15 protein-coding genes, 1 tRNA gene and 2 pseudogenes are annotated in these 20,045 nt (G+C 52.0%); 10 read left to right on the forward strand and 8 right to left on the reverse strand.

The features are described from left to right. Positions 1-262: phage polarity suppression protein (locus tag HV261_RS24955; RefSeq protein ID WP_326929182.1), on the forward strand; the 262-nt coding region annotated here is incomplete at its 5' end. A gap of 302 nt (positions 263-564) precedes the next feature. On the opposite strand, the gene HV261_RS24960 is transcribed toward HV261_RS24955, so the two are convergent. From HV261_RS24960 to HV261_RS24970, 3 genes are all read right to left on the reverse strand, one after another. After that, on the reverse strand, positions 565-3,084 hold the full coding sequence (locus tag HV261_RS24960; RefSeq protein ID WP_202039749.1) for a P-loop NTPase: 2,520 nt from the start codon (positions 3,082-3,084) through the stop codon (positions 565-567). A gap of 64 nt (positions 3,085-3,148) precedes the next feature. Beyond that, on the reverse strand, positions 3,149-4,414 hold the full coding sequence (locus HV261_RS24965) for a tyrosine-type recombinase/integrase (RefSeq protein ID WP_202039750.1): 1,266 nt from the start codon (positions 4,412-4,414) through the stop codon (positions 3,149-3,151). Between the two features lie 163 nt (positions 4,415-4,577). Then, positions 4,578-4,662 (reverse strand) — tRNA-Leu (locus HV261_RS24970). A gap of 219 nt (positions 4,663-4,881) precedes the next feature. On the opposite strand from HV261_RS24970, the gene ahr reads away from it, so the two are divergent. After that, positions 4,882-5,901, forward strand: coding sequence for an NADPH-dependent aldehyde reductase Ahr (gene ahr / locus HV261_RS24975; protein ID WP_103768575.1), 1,020 nt, complete (start codon positions 4,882-4,884; stop codon positions 5,899-5,901). 30 nt (positions 5,902-5,931) lie between these two features. Here ahr and idnK read toward each other — a convergent pair whose 3' ends face one another. Next, positions 5,932-6,453 (reverse strand): gluconokinase, encoded by a 522-nt coding sequence (idnK, locus tag HV261_RS24980; RefSeq protein WP_137383919.1) that lies wholly within the window; start codon positions 6,451-6,453, stop codon positions 5,932-5,934. Between the two features lie 218 nt (positions 6,454-6,671). Here idnK and idnD point away from each other — a divergent pair, with 218 nt between their 5' ends. The 5 genes and pseudogenes from idnD (at position 6,672) to HV261_RS25005 (ending at position 12,536) form a co-directional block, all read left to right on the forward strand. Continuing rightward, a complete protein-coding gene (gene idnD, locus HV261_RS24985) occupies positions 6,672-7,715 on the forward strand; it encodes an L-idonate 5-dehydrogenase (protein ID WP_137383920.1) in 1,044 nt (347 codons plus the stop codon). A gap of 11 nt (positions 7,716-7,726) precedes the next feature. Then, a complete protein-coding gene (gene idnO / locus HV261_RS24990) occupies positions 7,727-8,491 on the forward strand; it encodes a gluconate 5-dehydrogenase (RefSeq protein WP_005134165.1) in 765 nt (254 codons plus the stop codon). Between the two features lie 97 nt (positions 8,492-8,588). Then, a pseudogene (gene idnT / locus HV261_RS24995) lies at positions 8,589-9,904 on the forward strand (gnt-II system L-idonate transporter). 51 nt (positions 9,905-9,955) lie between these two features. Further along, positions 9,956-10,954, forward strand: a complete 999-nt coding sequence (gene idnR / locus HV261_RS25000) for a DNA-binding transcriptional regulator IdnR (RefSeq protein WP_202039751.1) — start codon at positions 9,956-9,958, stop codon at positions 10,952-10,954. A 79-nt stretch (positions 10,955-11,033) separates the two neighbouring features. After that, positions 11,034-12,536: a helicase HerA-like C-terminal domain-containing protein gene (locus HV261_RS25005; protein ID WP_202039752.1), complete on the forward strand. Its 1,503-nt coding sequence runs from the start codon at positions 11,034-11,036 to the stop codon at positions 12,534-12,536. On the opposite strand, the pseudogene HV261_RS28050 reads toward HV261_RS25005, so the two are convergent. The 4 genes and pseudogenes from HV261_RS28050 to ytgA form a co-directional block, all read right to left on the reverse strand. Next, a pseudogene (locus tag HV261_RS28050) lies at positions 12,531-12,626 on the reverse strand (hypothetical protein); the annotation flags it as partial. The gene HV261_RS25005 and the pseudogene HV261_RS28050 overlap by 6 nt on opposite strands. 15 nt (positions 12,627-12,641) lie before the next feature. Next, a complete protein-coding gene (lptG, locus tag HV261_RS25010) occupies positions 12,642-13,724 on the reverse strand; it encodes an LPS export ABC transporter permease LptG (RefSeq protein WP_137383924.1) in 1,083 nt (360 codons plus the stop codon). Next, positions 13,724-14,824: an LPS export ABC transporter permease LptF gene (lptF, locus tag HV261_RS25015; protein ID WP_202039753.1), complete on the reverse strand. Its 1,101-nt coding sequence runs from the start codon at positions 14,822-14,824 to the stop codon at positions 13,724-13,726. Before lptF ends, lptG begins: the two co-directional genes overlap by 1 nt. A gap of 63 nt (positions 14,825-14,887) precedes the next feature. Further along, positions 14,888-14,938 (reverse strand): protein YtgA, encoded by a 51-nt coding sequence (ytgA, locus tag HV261_RS27555; RefSeq protein ID WP_211180521.1) that lies wholly within the window; start codon positions 14,936-14,938, stop codon positions 14,888-14,890. A 153-nt stretch (positions 14,939-15,091) separates the two neighbouring features. Here ytgA and pepA point away from each other — a divergent pair, with 153 nt between their 5' ends. The 3 genes from pepA to HV261_RS25030 all read left to right on the forward strand — a co-directional run bounded on the left by pepA (position 15,092) and on the right by HV261_RS25030 (position 20,020). Then, positions 15,092-16,603 (forward strand): leucyl aminopeptidase, encoded by a 1,512-nt coding sequence (pepA, locus tag HV261_RS25020; RefSeq protein WP_003025870.1) that lies wholly within the window; start codon positions 15,092-15,094, stop codon positions 16,601-16,603. A gap of 118 nt (positions 16,604-16,721) precedes the next feature. Then, positions 16,722-17,165, forward strand: a complete 444-nt coding sequence (holC, locus tag HV261_RS25025; RefSeq protein WP_202039754.1) for a DNA polymerase III subunit chi — start codon at positions 16,722-16,724, stop codon at positions 17,163-17,165. After that, positions 17,165-20,020, forward strand: a complete 2,856-nt coding sequence (locus HV261_RS25030; protein ID WP_202039755.1) for a valine--tRNA ligase — start codon at positions 17,165-17,167, stop codon at positions 20,018-20,020. Before holC ends, HV261_RS25030 begins: the two co-directional genes overlap by 1 nt. Positions 20,021-20,045: the final 25 nt, after the last annotated feature.

Raw genomic sequence — 20,045 nt, forward strand, 5'->3', positions numbered from 1 at the left:
ACCTGAGCTGATGGGATATCACGAACAGCTTCCCGCAGTAAAACAGAGCGCCATGCAGCACTCGGTTGATTATCTGCGTGAAGCCCTGTCGGTGTGGCTGGCCGCCGGTGAAAAAATTAATTATTCCGCGCAGGACAGCGACATTTTAACGGCCATCGGATTCAGGCCTGATGCGGCTTCGCGGGATGATAATCGCGAGAAATTCACCCCGGCACAGAACCTGATTTACACCCGCCGACGTGCAGAACTGACTGCACGGTAGCACGCAAAAAAATCCCCGAAAATTCCGCTATTTTTCCCGAAAAAAGCCATGCATCCATAAGGTGCATGGTTTTGCATGCAAATCCCCGCATTTTATTTTCCCCACCGCGCCAGTACCGGCGCGGCCTGAGTCGGTTCATGCACCTGCATTAAAAGCGACCTCTTAAGCGGGCAGGCGTGGCGGGGAGAGCATTGCGCGCTGATGCGGAGATAATTTTGTTCATACGACTAAGGGGATCGATTAGCTCGAGCTCCTATTGGTCATAAAGAGTAGAAAAAACTAATGGAATTTATTAATTTAAATCAATCATCACCCTCGTCATCTGAAAAAATAATTTCAGACCCGTTCGATGCATTATTTTTATAATACTTACCCGTAGTCGAATATATAAATAATTTCCTTGAAGTTTCTTCAATCCTTGTCTCTGCGCTACCAGAGAATTGATATAACTTTCTAATTTTCTCATGATATTGAGCAGCAAGTTTCTGTGCAGCCTCTTCTCCGTCAAATTTTCTCGCGAGTTCCACATGACCTTCTGAAAGAGTCACTATCGGATATCCGTCAACAAGTTTAACTTTTCCACCATCAAGTCGAGAAAGTATTTCTTCAGCCTCAACGAATAATTTCATTGCATCGGATTTTGATTCACACCTTAAAGACATAATTATTTTTTGCTGAGCTAAAGCATGTTCAATTTGGGGCGAGTTAGGAAATGCCTGACTTGCAACCCTTAATTTATCATACGCATCATCCTGCATATTAAAATATCTAAGCGCCAAGCCATACTGCATTAAATACAACCCTTCATGCTCCAGCTTTTTCTCAAATTTATTGTATAAATCAAGTATTTTAGCCTTATCACCTTTCAGTAGCTTTCTTAAGTTCTTAGAATTAACTAAAGATTTATAAATCATACCCTCAGTCTTACTAACATTTTTCACAATAGGGTAGTCATATACAGTAAACGACTCAATATAGGCTGACAGAATATTAGAAAGATATTGAGTTTCAACTAAGTTATCAAAAATTTTCTCAATATATGCATAATGCCTTGTCTCAACATATCCATTTTTGAAAGCTAAAATCCCATCCATTTGAGATGTAAGTAATTTAATATCTGCATCAAGACCTAAATTTATTAATGCTCTTGTTAAAGTGGACTCGTGAGCACTAACGCGCTGATAGGTAGCGATACCACTTAGAATCAGTAGCGCTCTATGGCTTTCAGAAGGGATATTATGGAAGTCACGATGTATAATCTTCTCGAAACCCTCACCAAATGTCGTTTCCATTAGCCCAATTAGTAATTGTTTTCTTGAATTAGTAATTAAACGCTTAATTCTTTCCGACGGTGTCAGCTTTTCAAGATAAGTCCAATTTCCATACAACCTGACTTTTTCTAGAATTTTTGTCGCATCTGATCGAGTAATCGAAGAAACATCTTTAGTGACATAACGCGTTGACTCAAAGTACTCCTTGCCTCGGTAACTCCAAATGTGCTTGCTTTCAAAGCCAACAAATACACACTTCATGCTTTTTCTTTGGTTAAAGATTTCACCAATAACTTGAGCGGAATCAGCCACCCTTTCCAAACAAATATAATATCGACCACTTGTCTTCGTTTCCATAACAGAAACAAGATCTTTCAAATTGGCATTTATGTTATCAACAAAATATACAGGATAATTTTTTTCAGATAATTTCAATGCAACTTGTTTTAGAAGTGTTGACTTGCCAGAACCCGCTGATCCGAAAATACAATAAAGATTCTTTGAGTTATCTCCATTTATTTGAAGTTCAATATCCTTAAGGATGTTTTTGGCATTATCAAGAAATGCCGGAACACCATCCAATATATCCTTCCAAGTTGGCTTAAATCCTTTATAGAAAGTTCTAATCGGACTACCAGAATCTCTTTCATTAATCATTAATATGTTGGATCTAGTTATAGCAATTACATTTTTGAATGCATCCATATAACTTTTTTGATCTTGCTCGCCAACAACATTATATTCAGGACGGCTTTTTATTAATGTATCACTTGGGGTATTTGGCTTTGGTATTTCACGTTTAAGCCACTCAACAAAATCCCCAATCGTAGCATTAATATGCTCAATATTGGAAGTCATTAAGCTTGCCTTAGCTATTTCGGAAGCTGTGGGTGTAAGCACATAACTCCGCTGTTCAGTACTATGTGTTTTACCTTTATATCTTTCAACTTGGTGATAGAACAGTGGCTCTTCCAATTTTGAACCAATGAATATAAATTTATAATTAAAGAAATCACTCCCTAATTCATTGTACCACAGTGGAGCCTGTGCTGATGCAGCTCCATATTCCTGAGGTGAGAAAATATATCCCTGACGAAAGTGATGTGAGTCTCCATTCAACTTAATATAATCCAAGTTTTTGAATAATTGATCTTGGGGATAAACTTTATCGTTCCTATCTCGTATATATATATGCTGGGGGGAATTTGAGAGTAAACTTTTTTCAAAAGCATCATCTATATTTAAAGTATATATTCTAGCAAATGTATATCTAGCCAAGACATTATATTCATCGGAAGGGATGCAATTTCTAAAATATTTATCAAATATAGATTCCAGTCTTGATCCAAGTTTTGATGAACAAGCAGAGTAAACCATTGGCAAAGATTCATTATTGTAATCGAAATCTGCTTCTTTGCATAAAATCTTAGCCAGATCGAAACCCAATGGTATAGCTTCACGACTACTTGTTAAAGAACCAAATGATGCTCCCGCTCCCAAAAGAAGCATTACTCTGCCTTCAAGAATGGCGTTTTTAATGTCGTTATTCATAAAATCTCCATTTTAATAAATTGTTCTTAAAATCATAGAATAAGAGAAGTATCGGAAAGATGGGTCAATTCTTAAGTATTTTTTTCGCAAAATCAAAGGGTGATAAGTACTCTTTGACTATATCATCGAGATAATCCGCCCACCACTGGACCATTAACCGACGCTCATCTAAATGCTCTGAAGTGTGAATATAGGCAGCGCGTACATTGTTACGCTCAGAATGGCTTAATTGACGTTCTATCGCGTCATCGCTCCACAAACCTGACTCACCTAAAGCACCTCGTGCCATAGTTCTGAAACCATGCCCACAAACTTCAGTTTTTGTGTCATAGCCCATCGTACGTAATGCACTGTTTACCGTATTCTCACTCATAACTTTAGTTGAGTCATGATCTCCCGGAAAAAGAAGCTCTTTATCACCACTGATTTGCTTAAGCCGCTCTAACAAAATCATAGCTTGTCGACTAAGCGGAACGATATGCTCCTCTTTCATCTTCATGCCACGGTACGAATAACGCACACCTTTAATTTCTACTCGTTTTGCAGGAACGCGCCAAAGAGATTTATCGAAATCAAACTCTTCCCAACGTGCAAAACGTAACTCACTGGAACGCACAAAAGTGAGCAATGAAAGCTCAACCGCGATTTTTGTCATTACACGGCCACGATATGCAGCAAGACGAGAAAGAAACTCAGGGAACCTGCTTGAGGGTAAGGCGGGGTAATGTCGCGCTTTGGTTGTCGATAGCGCACCGGCCATATCACTGGCTGGATTTGAGTCGATGTAATCGTTCTGTACGGCATAACGCATGATTGCCGTGACACGCTGTTGCAAGCGCTGAGCGACGTCATGCTTTCCACTGGCATCAACTTTTTTAATCGGGGCTAACAGGTGGCCGGTTTTGAGCTGGCGAATGTCGGACGAACCGATATGAGGGAAAATATAAAGCTCAAGATATCGAAGAACACGAGATCGATGGTCTTCACTCCAGCGCTTGTTACTTGCATGCCATTCACGAGCAATGGTTTCGAACGTATATGCCCCCGAATTCTCAGCCTGAGCTTCTTTCTGTTCGGCTTTTGGGTCAATGCCCTGAACTAACAGCTTTTTGGCTTCGTCGCGCTTTGCTCTTGCCTGAGCAAGCGTCACAGTAGGCCAAACACCAAAAGCGAGGCGATCCTCTTTTTTGTCTGAGGGGCGTCTGTATTTCATGCGCCAGTATTTAGAACCTTTGGCCGAAACCTCGAGATACAAACCGCCGCCATCGGCCATTTTATAGGTTTTGTCTTTTGGCTTTGCGGTCTCGACCTGTCTGGCGTTGAGCTTCATTTGGGGGCACATTTCTAATCGAAGTTAAGATGCCCCCAATTATGCCCCCAATGACATCCGGATTTCAACGGACAACCTCGGACGACTCAGGACGTAAAAATCGCTGCAAGCATTGATTTTTAAGGGATAATTAGACTTTCTCGGATGGTCTTGGAAGTACTAATGGTGCCGAAGGCCGGACTCGAACCGGCACGTATTTCTACGGTTGATTTTGAATCAACTGCGTCTACCGATTTCGCCACTCCGGCACGGAAGGGATGCGGAAAACGTTGTGGATTATACCTGTCATGCGCCACCATGCAAGCACCAGCGTGTGTCTGGCTCGCTAAGTGTTGAAAATTTCAGCATTACCTTTCTTAGCTGTAACCATCATCACAGTTTACCCCCTTTTTAACCCCCCTTCTGCGAAGCGTCCCGTTTCCCCATGCTCTACACTTCCAGTTCAACACCACACTGAGGGAAACACGATGTCGATGATAAAAAGCTACGCCGCAAAAGCGGCGGGCAGCGAACTCGAACTCTATGAATACGATGCGGGCGAACTAAAGCCGGAAGATGTCGAAGTGCAGGTCGATTACTGCGGTATCTGCCATTCTGATTTGTCGATGATCGACAACGAATGGGGATTCTCTCAGTATCCGCTGGTTGCCGGGCATGAGGTGATTGGTCGCGTGGCGGCGCTGGGCAGCGCGGCGCAGGATAAAGGTCTGAAAGTGGGCCAGCGCGTTGGCATTGGCTGGACGGCGCGCAGCTGCGGGCACTGCGATGCCTGTATCAGCGGCAATCAAATTAACTGCCTGGAAGGGTCCGTTCCCACGATCCTCAATCGCGGCGGCTTTGCCGAGAAGCTACGGGCCGACTGGCAGTGGGTGATCCCGCTGCCGGAGAGTATCGATCTGGCGGCAGCCGGTCCCTTGCTGTGCGGCGGCATCACGGTATTCAAACCGCTGCTGATGCACCATATCACTGCCACCAGCCGCGTTGGGGTGATCGGCATCGGCGGCCTGGGGCATATCGCCATTAAGCTGTTACACGCGATGGGTTGTGAAGTCACCGCGTTCAGTTCCAATCCGGCGAAAGAGCAGGAAGTACTGGCGATGGGGGCGGATAAGGTGGTCAACAGCCGCGATCCGGATGCGCTAAAAGCGCTGGCGGGCCAGTTCGATCTCATTATTAACACGGTTAACGTCGATCTCGACTGGCAGCCCTATTTTGAAGCGCTGGCCTACGGCGGTAACTTCCATACCGTCGGCGCGGTGATGAAACCACTGCCGGTGCCGGCATTCACCTTAATTGCCGGCGATCGCAGCATCTCCGGTTCGGCAACCGGTACGCCGTTCGAACTGCGCAAGCTGATGAAGTTTGCCGGGCGCAGCAAGGTGTCACCCACCACCGAGCTGTACCCAATGTCGCAAATTAACGACGCTATCCAGCACGTGCGTGACGGCAAGGCCCGCTACCGCGTGGTACTGAAAGCCGACTTCTGATGCCGGGCTCAGTCCCGCAAGGGGCTGGGCCTATTGCCCGTGACGAAACGCGAGCACCGCCTGGCGGCACTGTTCCGTCACATGCTCGATGTCGTGGTTCACGTCGATGCGGGCAATATCGCGTTCATCCTCCTGCGGACACTCCAGCGCGTCGAACTGGCTTTTAAGTAATCCCACCGGCATAAAATGCCCTGCCCGGCGCTGCATGCGCGCCAGAATGGTCTCGTAGTCGCCGTCCAGCCACAGGAAATGCACATTCGGGCTGCCCTGACGTAATATATCGCGATACTGTTTTTTTAATGACGAGCAGACAATAAACCCGGTCTCATTCTTTTTATATAAACTGTATGAGGCATCATTTAATCGCGCTAACCACGGCAGTCGGTCTTCATCGGTTAATGGAATGCCTTCAGACATTTTATCAATATTTTTAGCGGGATGGAGATCGTCACCATCAATGAATTTTGCCGATAATACAGCGGCAATTTTACTGCCAATTAAAGATTTACCGCTACCTGAAACACCCATCAAAATATAACTTTCCCCGGCCATCGAAAAAAACTCCAGATTCATATTCCATGGCGAGATACTACGCTTTCCACATTGAGGATTTCACGCTTTTTCAGCGCTGCTGATGAGAATTACAAGGCGCATCACGTTATGCGTAACATTGTAGTGTAACAATTTTCCAGCGTGATCTGCATCACAAATAATAACACTCAAAACCGTTTAAATGCTGCCGAGGTTACTACCTGACCAGTGAGGCATTTATGCAAGTCAAAACCCAATCCTGCGTTGTCGCGGGTAAGAAAACTGTTGCCATTACCGACCAAAACATTGAATGGAATAATAAAGGAACACTGGTACAAATTACCCGCGGGGGAATTTGCGGTTCCGATTTACATTATTATCAGGAAGGCAAAGTCGGTAATTTTACCGTTAAAGCGCCAATGATTTTAGGCCATGAAGTTATTGGTAAAGTGGTGCACAGCGATTCAAAAGAATTACATGAAGGTCAGTCGGTGGCGATTAATCCGTCGAAACCCTGTGGCCACTGTAAATACTGTTTGCAGCACGAAGAAAACCAGTGCACGGAAATGCGTTTTTTTGGCAGCGCCATGTATTTTCCCCATGTCGACGGCGGCTTTACCCGGTTTAAAACCGTCGATACCGCGCAGTGTATCCCGTACCCGCAAGAGGCCGATGAAAAAGTCATGGCCTTTGCCGAACCGCTGGCGGTCGCGATCCACGCCGCGCATGAAGCGGGCGACCTGCAGGGCAAGCGCGTATTTATCTCCGGCGTCGGTCCTATCGGCTGTCTGATCGTCAGCGCGGTGAAAACGCTCGGTGCGGCAGAGATTGTCTGTGCTGATATCAGCCCGCGCTCGCTGTCCCTTGCCCAGCAGATGGGTGCCGATACGCTGATTAACCCGCAGCAGGACTCACTCGATGAGTGGAAAAAAGAAAAAGGCTACTTCGACGTCAGCTTCGAAGTCTCCGGTCATCCGTCCTCAATCACCACCTGCCTGGAAGTGACCCGCGCGAAAGGCGTGATGGTGCAGGTCGGCATGGGCGGCGCGGTACCGGACTTCCCGATGATGATGCTGATCGGCAAAGAGATCGCGCTCAAAGGCTCGTTCCGCTTTACCACCGAGTTCAACACCGCGGTGTCGTGGCTGGCAAATAACGTTATCGATCCGCTGCCGTTACTCAGCGCCGAATATCCGTTTACCGAACTTGAACAAGCGCTGATCTTCGCCGGGGATAAAACCCAGGCGGCGAAAGTCCAGCTCGTTTTTGCAGAAACAAAATAAGGAATAACATGATGAACGATCTTTTTTCACTGGACGGCAAAAACATTCTGATCACCGGTTCGGCCCAGGGTATTGGTTATTTACTGGCGACCGGGCTGGGCAAATATGGCGCGCAGATTATCGTCAATGATATTACGCCAGAGCGTGCGGAGGCCGCCGTCGCCAAACTGCAGCAGGAAGGGATTCGTGCCGTTGCTGCACCTTTTAATGTTACGCAGAAACAGGATATCGATGCCGCCATCGACCATATCGAAAAAGACATTGGTCCAATCGATGTGCTGGTGAATAACGCCGGTATTCAGCGCCGCCATCCGTTTACCGAGTTCCCGGAACAGGACTGGAACGATGTAATCGCTGTTAACCAGACGGCGGTGTTCCTGGTCTCGCAGGCGGTCACGCGCCGCATGGTGGAACGTCAGGCCGGGAAGGTCATCAACATCTGCTCCATGCAGAGCGAACTGGGCCGCGACACCATCACGCCGTATGCCGCCTCCAAAGGCGCAGTGAAAATGCTCACCCGCGGGATGTGCGTTGAGCTGGCACGCCACAATATCCAGGTCAACGGTATCGCACCGGGCTACTTCAAAACCGAAATGACCAAAGCGCTGGTCGAAGATGAGGCCTTCACCTCCTGGCTGTGCAAACGTACGCCAGCCGCCCGCTGGGGCGATCCGCAGGAGCTGATTGGCGCAGCGGTCTTCCTCTCTTCCAAAGCTTCTGATTTTGTTAACGGGCACCTGCTGTTTGTCGATGGCGGCATGCTGGTCGCCGTCTGACATTTAGCGACACCGCGCAGCGCTCCGGCGCTGCATTTTTGGCACACCCCCTAAATCATTCGAGTTGCAGGATGACGGGGATAAAAGAGAAAAGATTATGCCATTAATAATAATTGCGGCAGGCGTCGCGCTGCTCCTGGTCCTGATGATTGGCTTTAAAGTTAACGGCTTTATTGCCCTGGTACTGGTTGCGGCGGTCGTCGGTTTTGCCGAAGGGATGGATGCACAGGCCGTTTTACACTCTATACAAAATGGGATCGGCGGGACGCTCGGCGGGCTGGCGATGATCCTCGGGTTCGGCGCGATGCTCGGTAAGCTGATTTCCGATACCGGCGCGGCCCAGCGCATCGCCACCACGCTGATTGGCACGTTCGGTAAAAAACGCGTGCAATGGGCGCTGGTGATCACCGGTCTGGTTGTCGGTCTGGCGATGTTCTTCGAAGTCGGCTTTGTTCTGCTGCTGCCGCTGGTGTTTACGGTAGTGGCCTCTTCCGGCCTGCCGCTGCTGTATGTTGGCGTGCCGATGGTCGCCGCACTGTCCGTGACCCACTGCTTCCTGCCGCCGCATCCGGGGCCAACCGCGATTGCCACCATTTTCGAGGCCAATCTCGGCACTACCCTGCTGTACGGATTTATTATTACCATTCCGACGGTGATTGTCGCCGGGCCGCTATTTTCTAAGCTGCTGACCCGCTTTGAGAAAGCACCGCCGGAGGGGTTATTCAACCCGCATTTGTTCACCGAAGAAGAGATGCCGTCATTCTGGAACAGTATCTTTGCGGCGGTTATCCCGGTCATACTGATGGCGGTCGCCGCGGTGTGTGAGATTACGCTACCGAAGACTAACAGCGTGCGGGTGTTCTTTGAGTTTATCGGTAACCCTGCGGTCGCGTTGTTTATCGCTATCGTCCTCGCCATTTTTACCCTTGGACGGCGTAACGGACGATCGAGCAAATTATGGATATCATTGGCGACTCTATCGGCGCGATTGCGATGATTGTGTTTATCATCGCCGGGGGCGGTGCGTTTAAGCAGGTTCTGGTCGACAGCGGCGTGGGGCAATATATCTCGCACCTGATGACCGGTACGTCGCTTTCTCCACTGCTGATGTGCTGGACGGTCGCCGCGTTGCTGCGCATCGCGCTCGGTTCTGCGACCGTGGCGGCGATCACCACTGCAGGCGTGGTGCTGCCGATTATTAACGTCACCCATGCTGACCCGGCGCTGATGGTGCTGGCAACCGGTGCGGGTAGCGTGATTGCCTCCCACGTTAACGATCCGGGATTCTGGCTGTTTAAAGGCTATTTTAATCTCAGCGTAGGCGAAACGTTGCGTACCTGGACGGTAATGGAAACGCTGATTTCCATTATGGGTCTGCTGGGGGTTCTGGCGCTGAACGCCATCCTGCATTAATACGGTATTACCGGGGAGCATCAGTCCGCGCTCCCCGGCTCAGGAGAGAAAATGAGGAACCACAGAATTTCTTTGCAAGACATCGCCACGCTGGCAGGTGTGACCAAAATGACGGTGAGCCGCTACATTCGCTCGCCGAAAAAGGTCGCAAAGGAAACCGGTGAACGCATCGCGCAAATTATGGAGGAGATTAATTACATCCCCAACCGCGCACCCGCGATGCTGCTGAACGCGCAAAGCTATACGCTCGGCGTGCTGATCCCCTCGTTTCAAAACCAGCTGTTCGCTGACATTCTGGCCGGTATTGAGTCGGTCACCTCCGACCATAACTATCAGACGCTAATCGCCAACTATAACTACGACCGGGAATCCGAAGAAGAGTCGGTAATCAACCTGCTGTCGTACAATATCGACGGCATTATTCTTTCCGAGAAATACCACACCCTGCGCACGGTTAAATTCCTGCGCTCTGCCAACATTCCGGTGGTCGAGCTGATGGATATCCAGGGCGATCGTCTGGACATGGAAGTGGGCTTTGATAACCGTCAGGCGGCATTTGATATGGTCAGTACCATGTTGGATAAGCGCCAGCGGCGCAAAATCCTCTACCTGGGTTCGAAAGACGATATCCGCGATGAACAGCGCTATCGTGGCTACTGCGACGCCATGACCCGCCGGGGTCTGGAACCGCTGCGCGTTAACCCACGCGCCATCTCCTCCATCCATCTGGGCACACAAATGATGCGTGATGCGCTCACTGCGCATCCGGATTTAGACGGCGTGTTTTGCACCAACGACGACATCGCGATGGGCGCACTGCTGCTGTGTCGCGAGCGCGAGCTTGCCGTCCCGGAGCAGATCTCGATTGCGGGTTTTCACGGGCTGGAAATGGGCCGACAGATGATCCCCAGCCTCGCCAGCGTGATCACTCCGCGTTTCGACATTGGCCGTATGGCGGCACAGATGTTGCTGAGCAAAATCAAGAACAACGACCATAACCACAACACCGTGGATTTGGGGTATCAGATTTACCACGGCAATACGCTTTAAGTCATTTTCTCTCGCCATCGCATACTCTCTTTGATGGACATTGCCTATACTCCAGGCAGGATAAATGGAGGAAATCTCAATGAGCGCACCCCTGCTAATTGCCCGCACGCCGGACACCGAACTGTTTTTACTGCCAGGTATGGCCAACCGTCACGGGCTGATTACCGGCGCAACCGGGACCGGTAAAACCGTCACGCTACAGAAGCTGGCCGAATCGTTGTCCGAGATTGGCGTGCCGGTCTTTATGGCCGATGTGAAAGGTGACTTAACCGGCGTAGCCGAGGAAGGACAAGCCTCTGAAAAGCTGCTCGCCCGCCTGAAAAATATCGGCATTACCGACTGGCAACCGCATGCTAATCCGGTCACGGTGTGGGATATCTTCGGCGAAAAAGGTCACCCTGTTCGCGCCACAGTCTCTGACCTTGGGCCACTGCTGCTGGCCCGTTTGCTGAACCTCAACGACGTGCAGTCCGGCGTGCTGGATATTATCTTCCGCATTGCCGATGACCAGGGTCTGTTGCTGCTCGATTTCAAAGACCTGCGGGCCATTACCCAGTACATTGGCGATAACGCTAAATCCTTCCAGAACCAGTACGGCAACATCAGCAGCGCTTCGGTCGGGGCTATCCAGCGCGGTCTGCTGTCGCTGGAACAACAGGGTGCAGCGCACTTCTTTGGCGAGCCGATGCTGGATATCAAAGACTGGATGCGTACCGACGCCAGTGGCAAAGGGGTGATTAATATCCTCAGCGCCGAGAAGCTCTACCAGATGCCCAAACTGTACGCCGCCAGCCTGCTGTGGATGCTCTCCGAACTGTACGAACAACTGCCGGAAGCGGGTGACCTGGAGAAACCTAAACTGGTGTTCTTCTTCGATGAGGCTCACCTGCTGTTCAACGACGCCCCGCAGGTGCTGCTGGATAAAATCGAACAGGTCATCCGCCTGATCCGCTCGAAAGGCGTTGGCGTGTGGTTTGTGTCGCAAAACCCGTCGGACATTCCAGACAACGTACTCGGCCAGTTGGGCAACCGCGTGCAACACGCCCTGCGCGCGTTCACGCCGAAAGATCAGAAAGCGGTGAAAACCGCGGCGCAAACCATGCGCGCCAACCTGGCATTTGATACCGAAAAAGCCATTCAGGAGTTGGGCACCGGCGAGGCGCTAATCTCGTTTCTGGACGCCAAAGGCAGCCCGTCGGTGGTTGAACGAGCAATGGTCATTGCACCGTGTTCACGGATGGGACCGGTGACGGACGATGAGCGCAACGGGCTGATTAATCACTCCTCGCTGTACGGCAAATATGAGGAAGAGATCGACCGTGAATCCACCTATGAACGTTTGCAGCAAGGCGTGCAGGCCAGCACCGGGCAGCAAAATACGCCACCCGCCAACGGTAAAGCGGTCGAGGTGGACAGCGGTATTCTCGGTGGGTTGAAGGATATCCTGTTTGGCAGCACCGGACCGCGCGGCGGCAAGCGCGATGGCGTGGTACAGAGCGTAGCGAAAAGCGCGGCGCGACAGGTCACCAATCAGATAATCCGGGGGATGTTGGGGAGTTTGATGGGCGGGAGAAAACGCTAGCACCCGTGGCACTGTGCCGGATGGCGGCGTAAACGCCTTATCCGGCCTACGGGCCCTGGTAGGCCTGATAAGCGCAGCGCCATCAGGCACTGCGCTTTACTGTGATTACGACCTACGCAGCATCAGCCACAGACTAATCAGCAGGAAGCTGGCACTTGGCAGCAGCGCGCCGATAATCGGCGGAATGCCATACACCAGCGTCAGCGGGCCGAAGATTTGGTCCAGCACATAGAACACAAAGCCAAAGCTAATCCCCGTCACCACGCGCACGCCCATCGGCACGCTACGCAGCGGACCGAAGATAAATGACAGCGCCATCAGCATCATCACCGCGACAGACAGCGGCTGGAAGACTTTGCTCCACATATTGAGCTGGTAGCGTCCGGCATCCTGACCACTCGACTTCAGGTACTTCACGTAATTGTGTAGCCCGCTAATCGACAGCGCATCCGGGTCCAGTGCCACCACACCGAGTTTGTCCGGCGTAAGGTTGGTTTTCCACGTCCCGCTCACCGTTTGTGAACCGGTGATTTGCTTCGGATCGGTCAGGTTGGATTCATCCACCTGCGACAAACGCCAGACTTTCTGCTCCGGGTCAAACGTCGCGCTTGCGGCATAGCGAACAGACTGCAGACGACGTTTGTCGTTAAAGGAGTAAATGCTAATCCCACCTAACTCGGCGTCGCCTTTCACCCGCTCGATGTAGACAAAGCTGTCGCCATCTTTCGCCCACAGCCCTTGCTGGGTAGACAGCAGCGAGCCGCCGTACATCTGCTGCGCACGATAGTTACGCGCCATCTGCTCGCCCTGCGGCGCCACCCATTCGCCGATGGCCATCGTCAGCAGCACCAGTGGGATCGCGGTTTTCATCACCGACAGCGCCACCTGCATACGGGTAAAACCGGACGCCTGCATCACCACCAGTTCACTACGCTGAGCCAGCATGCCCAGCCCCAGCAACGCGCCGAGCAGTGCCGCCATCGGGAAGAAGATTTGGATATCTTTCGGTGCGCTAAGCAGGGTATACAGCCCGGCGCCCATTGCATCGTAGCTCCCCTGCCCGGCTTTTTTCAGCTGGTCGACAAACTTGATGATCCCGGAAAGTGACACCAGCATGAACAACGTCATCATGATGGTGGTAAAAATGGTTTTACCGATATAGCGGTCAAGTACACCAAAGGGCTGCATTATACCGCTCCTTTACGCATAAAACGGGCACGCAAGCGGCGCATCGGCACCGTATCCCAGAGGTTAAGCATAATCGCCAGTGCCAGATAGGCCAGGTTAACCACCCACATCCAGAACACCGGGTCCAGCTTACCTTTCCCACCGTTCGACTTCAGCGACGTCTGCACCAGGAAGAACAGCAAATAGAGCAGCATGGCTGGCAGCATGGACAGTACGCGCCCCTGACGCGGGTTAACCACGCTCAGCGGGACAACCATCAGCGCCATCATAAATACGGTGAATACCAATGTGATACGCCAGTGCAGCTCCGCACGGGCCCGAGCATTGTCGGTATTCCACAGCGTGCGCATACCCATCTGGTCGGTATCATTGGGGTCCAGCGCCACGGCCTGATGGCCGATAATTGCCTGGTAGTCCTGGAAATCGGTAATGCGGAAATCACGCAGCAGCGCGGTCCCTTCAAAGCGCGTCCCTTTGTTCAGCACCACGACCTGAGAGCCGTCACGCAACTGAGTCAGATGTCCGGAATCAGCCACCACCACCGAAGGACGGGCGTTACCTTTCGGGCGGATTTGCGCGAGGAACACATCTTTGAAGCTGCTACCGTCAACACTTTCGATAAACAACACCGAACCGCCGTTCGTTGCCTGCTGGAATTGCCCTTGAGCAAGCGCCGCCATGCCGGGGTTCGCTTTCGCTTCCGCCAGCACTTCGTCCTGATGTCTGGAGGACCATGGCCCTGCCCACATTACGTTGACTGCCGCAACGATACTGGTGAACAACGCCAGCACCATCGCCGCTTTTACCAGCACAGCCTTGCTCAGCCCGCAGGCATGCATGACCGTAATTTCACTTTCGGTATACAGTTTGCCCAGCGTCATTAGCAGCCCAAGGAACAGGCTTAAGGGCAAGATAAGTTGCGCCATTTCTGGCACGCCCAGCCCCAGCAGCGAGAGCACCAGATTTGCCGGGATATCACCGTCAACCGCCGCACCGAGGATCCTGACTAACTTTTGACAGAAGAAGATCAAAAGTAGGATGAAAAGGATCGCAAGTTGGCTTTTGAGCGTTTCCCGTACCAGATATCTTATGATTATCACTTTAAATACGCCCGTAAAAACCCGTCTTTTTGCAGGAAAATAGCTTGTTTCATGGCTTAAACGTCATTTATTCTCTTGAGTCGTCGAAATCGTCGCTAAGATTATTATACTCAACGGATCCACCTCTCAGAAATTGTTCTGACGTGCCAATGCCGTAATAACGTTAAGATTAACACGAAGTCACCGCAACAGCGGGTATGAGTTACGAAAGCTTGCAATTCTATCCGTAGCCACCGCCGTTGTCTTTAAGATTCAGGAGCGTAGTGCATGGAGTTCAGTGTAAAAAGCGGTAGCCCGGAGAAACAGCGGAGTGCCTGCATCGTCGTGGGCGTCTTTGAACCTCGCCGCCTCTCTCCGATTGCAGAGCAGCTCGACAAGATCAGCGACGGGTACATCAGCGCACTGCTGCGTCGTGGCGAACTGGAAGGTAAACCGGGTCAAACCCTGTTGCTGCACCATGTTCCTAACGTCCTGTCTGAGCGAATTCTCCTCATTGGTTGTGGCAAAGAGCGTGAGCTTGATGAGCGCCAGTACAAGCAGGTCATTCAGAAAACCATCAATACGCTGAATGATACCGGTTCGATGGAAGCCGTTTGCTTCCTGACCGAGCTGCACGTCAAAGGCCGCAATAACTACTGGAAAGTACGTCAGGCTGTCGAAACAGCGCAAGAAACGCTGTACAGCTTTGATCAGTTGAAGACCAACAAAAGCGAGCCGCGTCGTCCGCTGCGTAAGATGGTGTTCAACGTACCGACCCGCCGTGAGCTGACCAGCGGTGAACGTGCTATTCAGCACGGTCTGGCCATTGCAGCCGGTATCAAAGCGGCGAAAGACCTCGGCAACATGCCGCCGAATATCTGTAATGCCGCGTACCTGGCGTCTCAGGCGCGTCAGTTGGCTGACAGCTACAGCAAAAATGTTGTGACGCGCGTCATTGGCGAGCAGCAGATGAAAGAGCTGGGTATGCACTCTTATCTGGCGGTCGGCCACGGTTCGCAGAACGAGTCGCTGATGTCGGTTATCGAGTACAAGGGCAATCCGTCTGAAGATGCGCGTCCGATTGTGCTGGTCGGCAAAGGTCTGACCTTTGACTCCGGCGGTATTTCCATCAAACCAGCCGAAGGCATGGATGAGATGAAATACGACATGTGCGGTGCTGCGGCAGTGTACGGCGTGATGCGCATGGTGGCGGAGCTCCAGCTGCCGATCAACGTCGTCGGCGTACTGGCGGGTTGTGAAAACATGCCGGGCGGCCGCGCGTATCGTCCGGGCGACGTGCTCACCACCATGTCCGGTCAAACCGTTGAAGTGCTCAATACTGATGCCGAAGGCCGTCTGGTGCTGTGCGACGTGTTAACCTACGTCGAGCGCTTTGAACCCGAAGCCGTTATTGACGTCGCCACCCTGACCGGCGCGTGCGTGATTGCCCTGGGCCATCACATCACCGGCCTGATGTCGAACCACAACCCACTGGCACACGAGCTGATCGGGGCGTCCGAACAAGCGGGCGACCGTGCGTGGCGTTTGCCGTTGGGTGATGAGTATCAGGAACAGTTAGAGTCCAACTTTGCGGATATGGCGAACATCGGTGGACGTCCTGGCGGCGCGATTACCGCAGGTTGCTTCCTGTCACGCTTTACCCGTAAGTACAACTGGGCGCACCTGGACATCGCCGGTACCGCGTGGCGTTCAGGGAAAGCCAAAGGCGCAACCGGTCGTCCGGTCGCGCTGTTGTCGCAGTTCCTGCTCAATCGCGCGGGTTTTAACGGCGAAGAGTGATGTAAAACGCCGGGTGGCGGCTTCGCCTTACCCGGCCTACAACGTCACTCAACCGTAGGCCGGGTAAGCGTAGCGCCACCCAGCTTTGCATTTAAATCCACCACAAGAAACCCCATATATGAAGAATGCAACGTTCTACCTTCTGGACAACGACACACAGCAAGACGGTCTGAGCGCCGTCGAGCAACTGGTGTGTGAAATTGCCGCAGAACGTTGGCGCGCGGGCAAGCGTGTATTGATCGCCTGCGAAGATGAAAAACAGGCCATACGCCTGGATGAAGCATTGTGGGCAAGACCGGCAGAGCGTTTTGTGCCGCATAATCTGGCGGGTGAAGGCCCCAGAGGGGGCGCGCCGGTAGAGATAGCCTGGCCAGAAAAACGCAACAGCAGCCCACGCGACCTGCTCATCAGTTTGCGCGTTGGCTTTGCAGATTTTGCCACCGCTTTCACAGAAGTGATAGACTTCGTCCCTTACGAAGATTCTTTGAAACAATCGGCACGCGATCGCTACAAAGCTTACCGCGTGGCTGGTTTTAACCTGAATACGGCAACCTGGAAATAATGGAAAAGACATACAACCCACAAGATATCGAACAGCCGCTTTACGAGCACTGGGAAAAGCAGGGCTATTTCAAACCTAACGGCGATGAAAGCAAAGAGTCCTTCTGCATCATGATCCCGCCGCCGAACGTCACCGGCAGTTTGCATATGGGTCATGCTTTCCAGCAAACCATCATGGACACCATGATTCGCTACCAGCGCATGCAGGGTAAAAACACCCTGTGGCAGGCCGGTACCGACCACGCGGGTATCGCAACCCAAATGGTGGTTGAGCGTAAGATTGCCGCTGAAGAAGGTAAAACCCGTCACGATTACGGTCGCGAAGCGTTTATCGATAAAATTTGGCAGTGGAAAGCGGAATCCGGCGGCACCATTACCCGTCAGATGCGCCGCCTGGGCAACTCTGTTGACTGGGAGCGCGAGCGCTTCACTATGGACGAAGGTCTTTCCAATGCCGTGAAAGAAGTCTTTGTTCGCCTGTACAAAGAAGACCTGATTTACCGTGGCAAGCGCCTGGTAAACTGGGACCCGAAACTGCGCACCGCTATCTCTGACCTGGAAGTGGAAAACCGCGAGTCCAAAGGCTCGATGTGGCACATCCGCTATCCGCTGGCCGATGGCGCGAAAACCGCAGACGGTAAAGATTACCTGGTCGTTGCCACCACCCGTCCGGAAACCATTCTGGGCGATACCGGCGTAGCCGTGAACCCGGAAGATCCACGCTATAAAGATCTGATCGGCAAATTCGTCATGCTGCCGCTGGTTGACCGCCGCATTCCCATCGTCGGCGACGAACATGCGGATATGGAAAAAGGCACCGGCTGCGTGAAGATCACCCCGGCACACGACTTTAACGACTACGAAGTCGGTAAACGTCACGGCCTGCCGATGATCAACATTTTGACCTTTGACGGTGATATTCGCGAAACCGCGGAAGTGTACGACACCAAAGGTGAAGAATCCGACGTCTATTCCAACGAGATCCCGGCTGAATTCCAGAAACTGGAGCGCTTTGCCGCACGTAAAGCCATCGTGGCTGCCATCGATGCGATGGGCCTGCTGGAAGAGATCAAACCGCACGATCTGACCGTGCCTTACGGTGACCGTGGCGGCGTGGTTATCGAACCAATGCTGACCGACCAGTGGTACGTCCGCGCTGATGTGCTGGCGAAACCGGCGGTTGAAGCGGTTGAGAACGGCGACATCCAGTTCGTACCTAAGCAGTATGAAAACATGTACTTCTCCTGGATGCGCGATATTCAGGACTGGTGTATCTCCCGTCAGCTGTGGTGGGGTCACCGTATCCCGGCATGGTATGACAACGACGGCAACGTCTACGTTGGCCGCACCGAAGACGAAGTGCGTCAGGAAAACAACCTCGGCGCCGACGTTGCGCTTCGTCAGGACGAAGACGTTCTGGATACCTGGTTCTCCTCCGCGCTGTGGACCTTCTCTACCCTCGGCTGGCCGGAAAATACCGACGCGCTGCGTCAGTTCCACCCAACCAGCGTGATGGTTTCCGGCTTCGACATCATCTTCTTCTGGATTGCCCGCATGATCATGATGACCATGCACTTCATCAAAGATGAAAACGGCAAGCCGCAGGTGCCGTTCAAGACCGTCTACATGACCGGTCTGATTCGTGACGACGAAGGCCAGAAGATGTCTAAATCCAAGGGCAACGTCATCGACCCGCTGGATATGGTCGATGGTATCTCCCTGGCAGAGCTGCTGGAAAAACGTACCGGCAACATGATGCAGCCGCAGCTGGCCGAGAAAATTGCCAAGCGTACCGAGAAACAGTTCCCGGACGGCATCGAGCCGCACGGTACCGACGCCCTGCGTTTCACCCTGGCCGCGCTGGCTTCTACCGGCCGCGACATCAACTGGGATATGAAGCGTCTGGAAGGTTACCGTAACTTCTGTAATAAGTTGTGGAACGCCAGCCGCTTCGTGCTGATGAACACCGAAGAGCAGGATTGCGGCTTCAACGGCGGCGAAATGACCCTGTCTCTGGCAGACCGCTGGATCCTGGCTGAATTCAACCAGACCGTTAAAGCGTACCGCGAAGCGCTGGATAACTTCCGCTTCGATATCGCTGCGGGCATCCTGTACGAGTTCACCTGGAACCAGTTCTGCGACTGGTATCTGGAGCTGACCAAGCCGGTAATGACCGGTGGTTCCGAGTCTGAACTGCGCGGCACCCGCAATACGCTGGTTACCGTGCTGGAAGGTCTGCTGCGTCTGGCGCACCCGATCATTCCGTTCATCACCGAGACCATCTGGCAGCGCGTGAAAGTGATTTGCGGCAACACCGCAGATACCATCATGCTGCAGCCATTCCCGGAATATAACGCTGCACAGGTTGATGAAGCCGCGCTGGCCGATACCGAGTGGCTGAAACAGGCGATCGTTGCCGTACGTAACATCCGTGCGGAAATGAACATCGCCCCGGGCAAACCGCTGGAGCTGCTGCTGCGTGGTTGCAGCGCTGATGCGATGCGTCGTGTGAACGACAACCGCAGCTTCCTGCTGAACCTGGCACGTCTGGAAAGCATTACCGTGCTGCCAGCCGATGACAAAGGTCCGGTTTCCGTGACCAAAATCATCGACGGCGCCGAGCTGCTGATCCCGATGGCTGGCCTCATCAACAAAGAAGATGAGCTGGCGCGTCTGGCGAAAGAAGTGGCGAAAATCGAAGGCGAGATTGCCCGTATCGAAGGCAAACTTTCCAACGAAGGTTTCGTAGCCCGCGCACCGGAAGCGGTCATCGCCAAAGAGCGTGAGAAGCTGGAAGGTTACGCCGAAGCAAAAGCGAAGCTGATTGAACAGCAGGCCGTTATTAGCGCACTGTAATTGCCGTTGAGATTGTGCCTGCTTG

It is taken from the genome of Citrobacter sp. RHBSTW-00671 (assembly GCF_014103415.1).
Taxonomy (GTDB): domain Bacteria; phylum Pseudomonadota; class Gammaproteobacteria; order Enterobacterales; family Enterobacteriaceae; genus Citrobacter.

Excerpts from the sequence above, each read along its gene's own strand:
- HV261_RS24960 (WP_202039749.1), bottom strand. The coding sequence starts at position 3,084 with ATGAATAACGACATTAAAAACGCCATTCTTGAAGGCAGAGTAATGCTT.
- lptG (WP_137383924.1), bottom strand. The coding sequence starts at position 13,724 with ATGCAGCCCTTTGGTGTACTTGACCGCTATATCGGTAAAACCATTTTT.
- idnK (WP_137383919.1), bottom strand. The coding sequence starts at position 6,453 with ATGGCCGGGGAAAGTTATATTTTGATGGGTGTTTCAGGTAGCGGTAAA.
- HV261_RS24965 (WP_202039750.1), bottom strand. The coding sequence starts at position 4,414 with ATGAAGCTCAACGCCAGACAGGTCGAGACCGCAAAGCCAAAAGACAAA.
- HV261_RS25005 (WP_202039752.1), top strand. The coding sequence starts at position 11,034 with ATGAGCGCACCCCTGCTAATTGCCCGCACGCCGGACACCGAACTGTTT.
- idnR (WP_202039751.1), top strand. The coding sequence starts at position 9,956 with ATGAGGAACCACAGAATTTCTTTGCAAGACATCGCCACGCTGGCAGGT.
- HV261_RS25030 (WP_202039755.1), top strand. The coding sequence starts at position 17,165 with ATGGAAAAGACATACAACCCACAAGATATCGAACAGCCGCTTTACGAG.
- ahr (WP_103768575.1), top strand. The coding sequence starts at position 4,882 with ATGTCGATGATAAAAAGCTACGCCGCAAAAGCGGCGGGCAGCGAACTC.
- idnO (WP_005134165.1), top strand. The coding sequence starts at position 7,727 with ATGAACGATCTTTTTTCACTGGACGGCAAAAACATTCTGATCACCGGT.
- pepA (WP_003025870.1), top strand. The coding sequence starts at position 15,092 with ATGGAGTTCAGTGTAAAAAGCGGTAGCCCGGAGAAACAGCGGAGTGCC.
- holC (WP_202039754.1), top strand. The coding sequence starts at position 16,722 with ATGAAGAATGCAACGTTCTACCTTCTGGACAACGACACACAGCAAGAC.
- idnD (WP_137383920.1), top strand. The coding sequence starts at position 6,672 with ATGCAAGTCAAAACCCAATCCTGCGTTGTCGCGGGTAAGAAAACTGTT.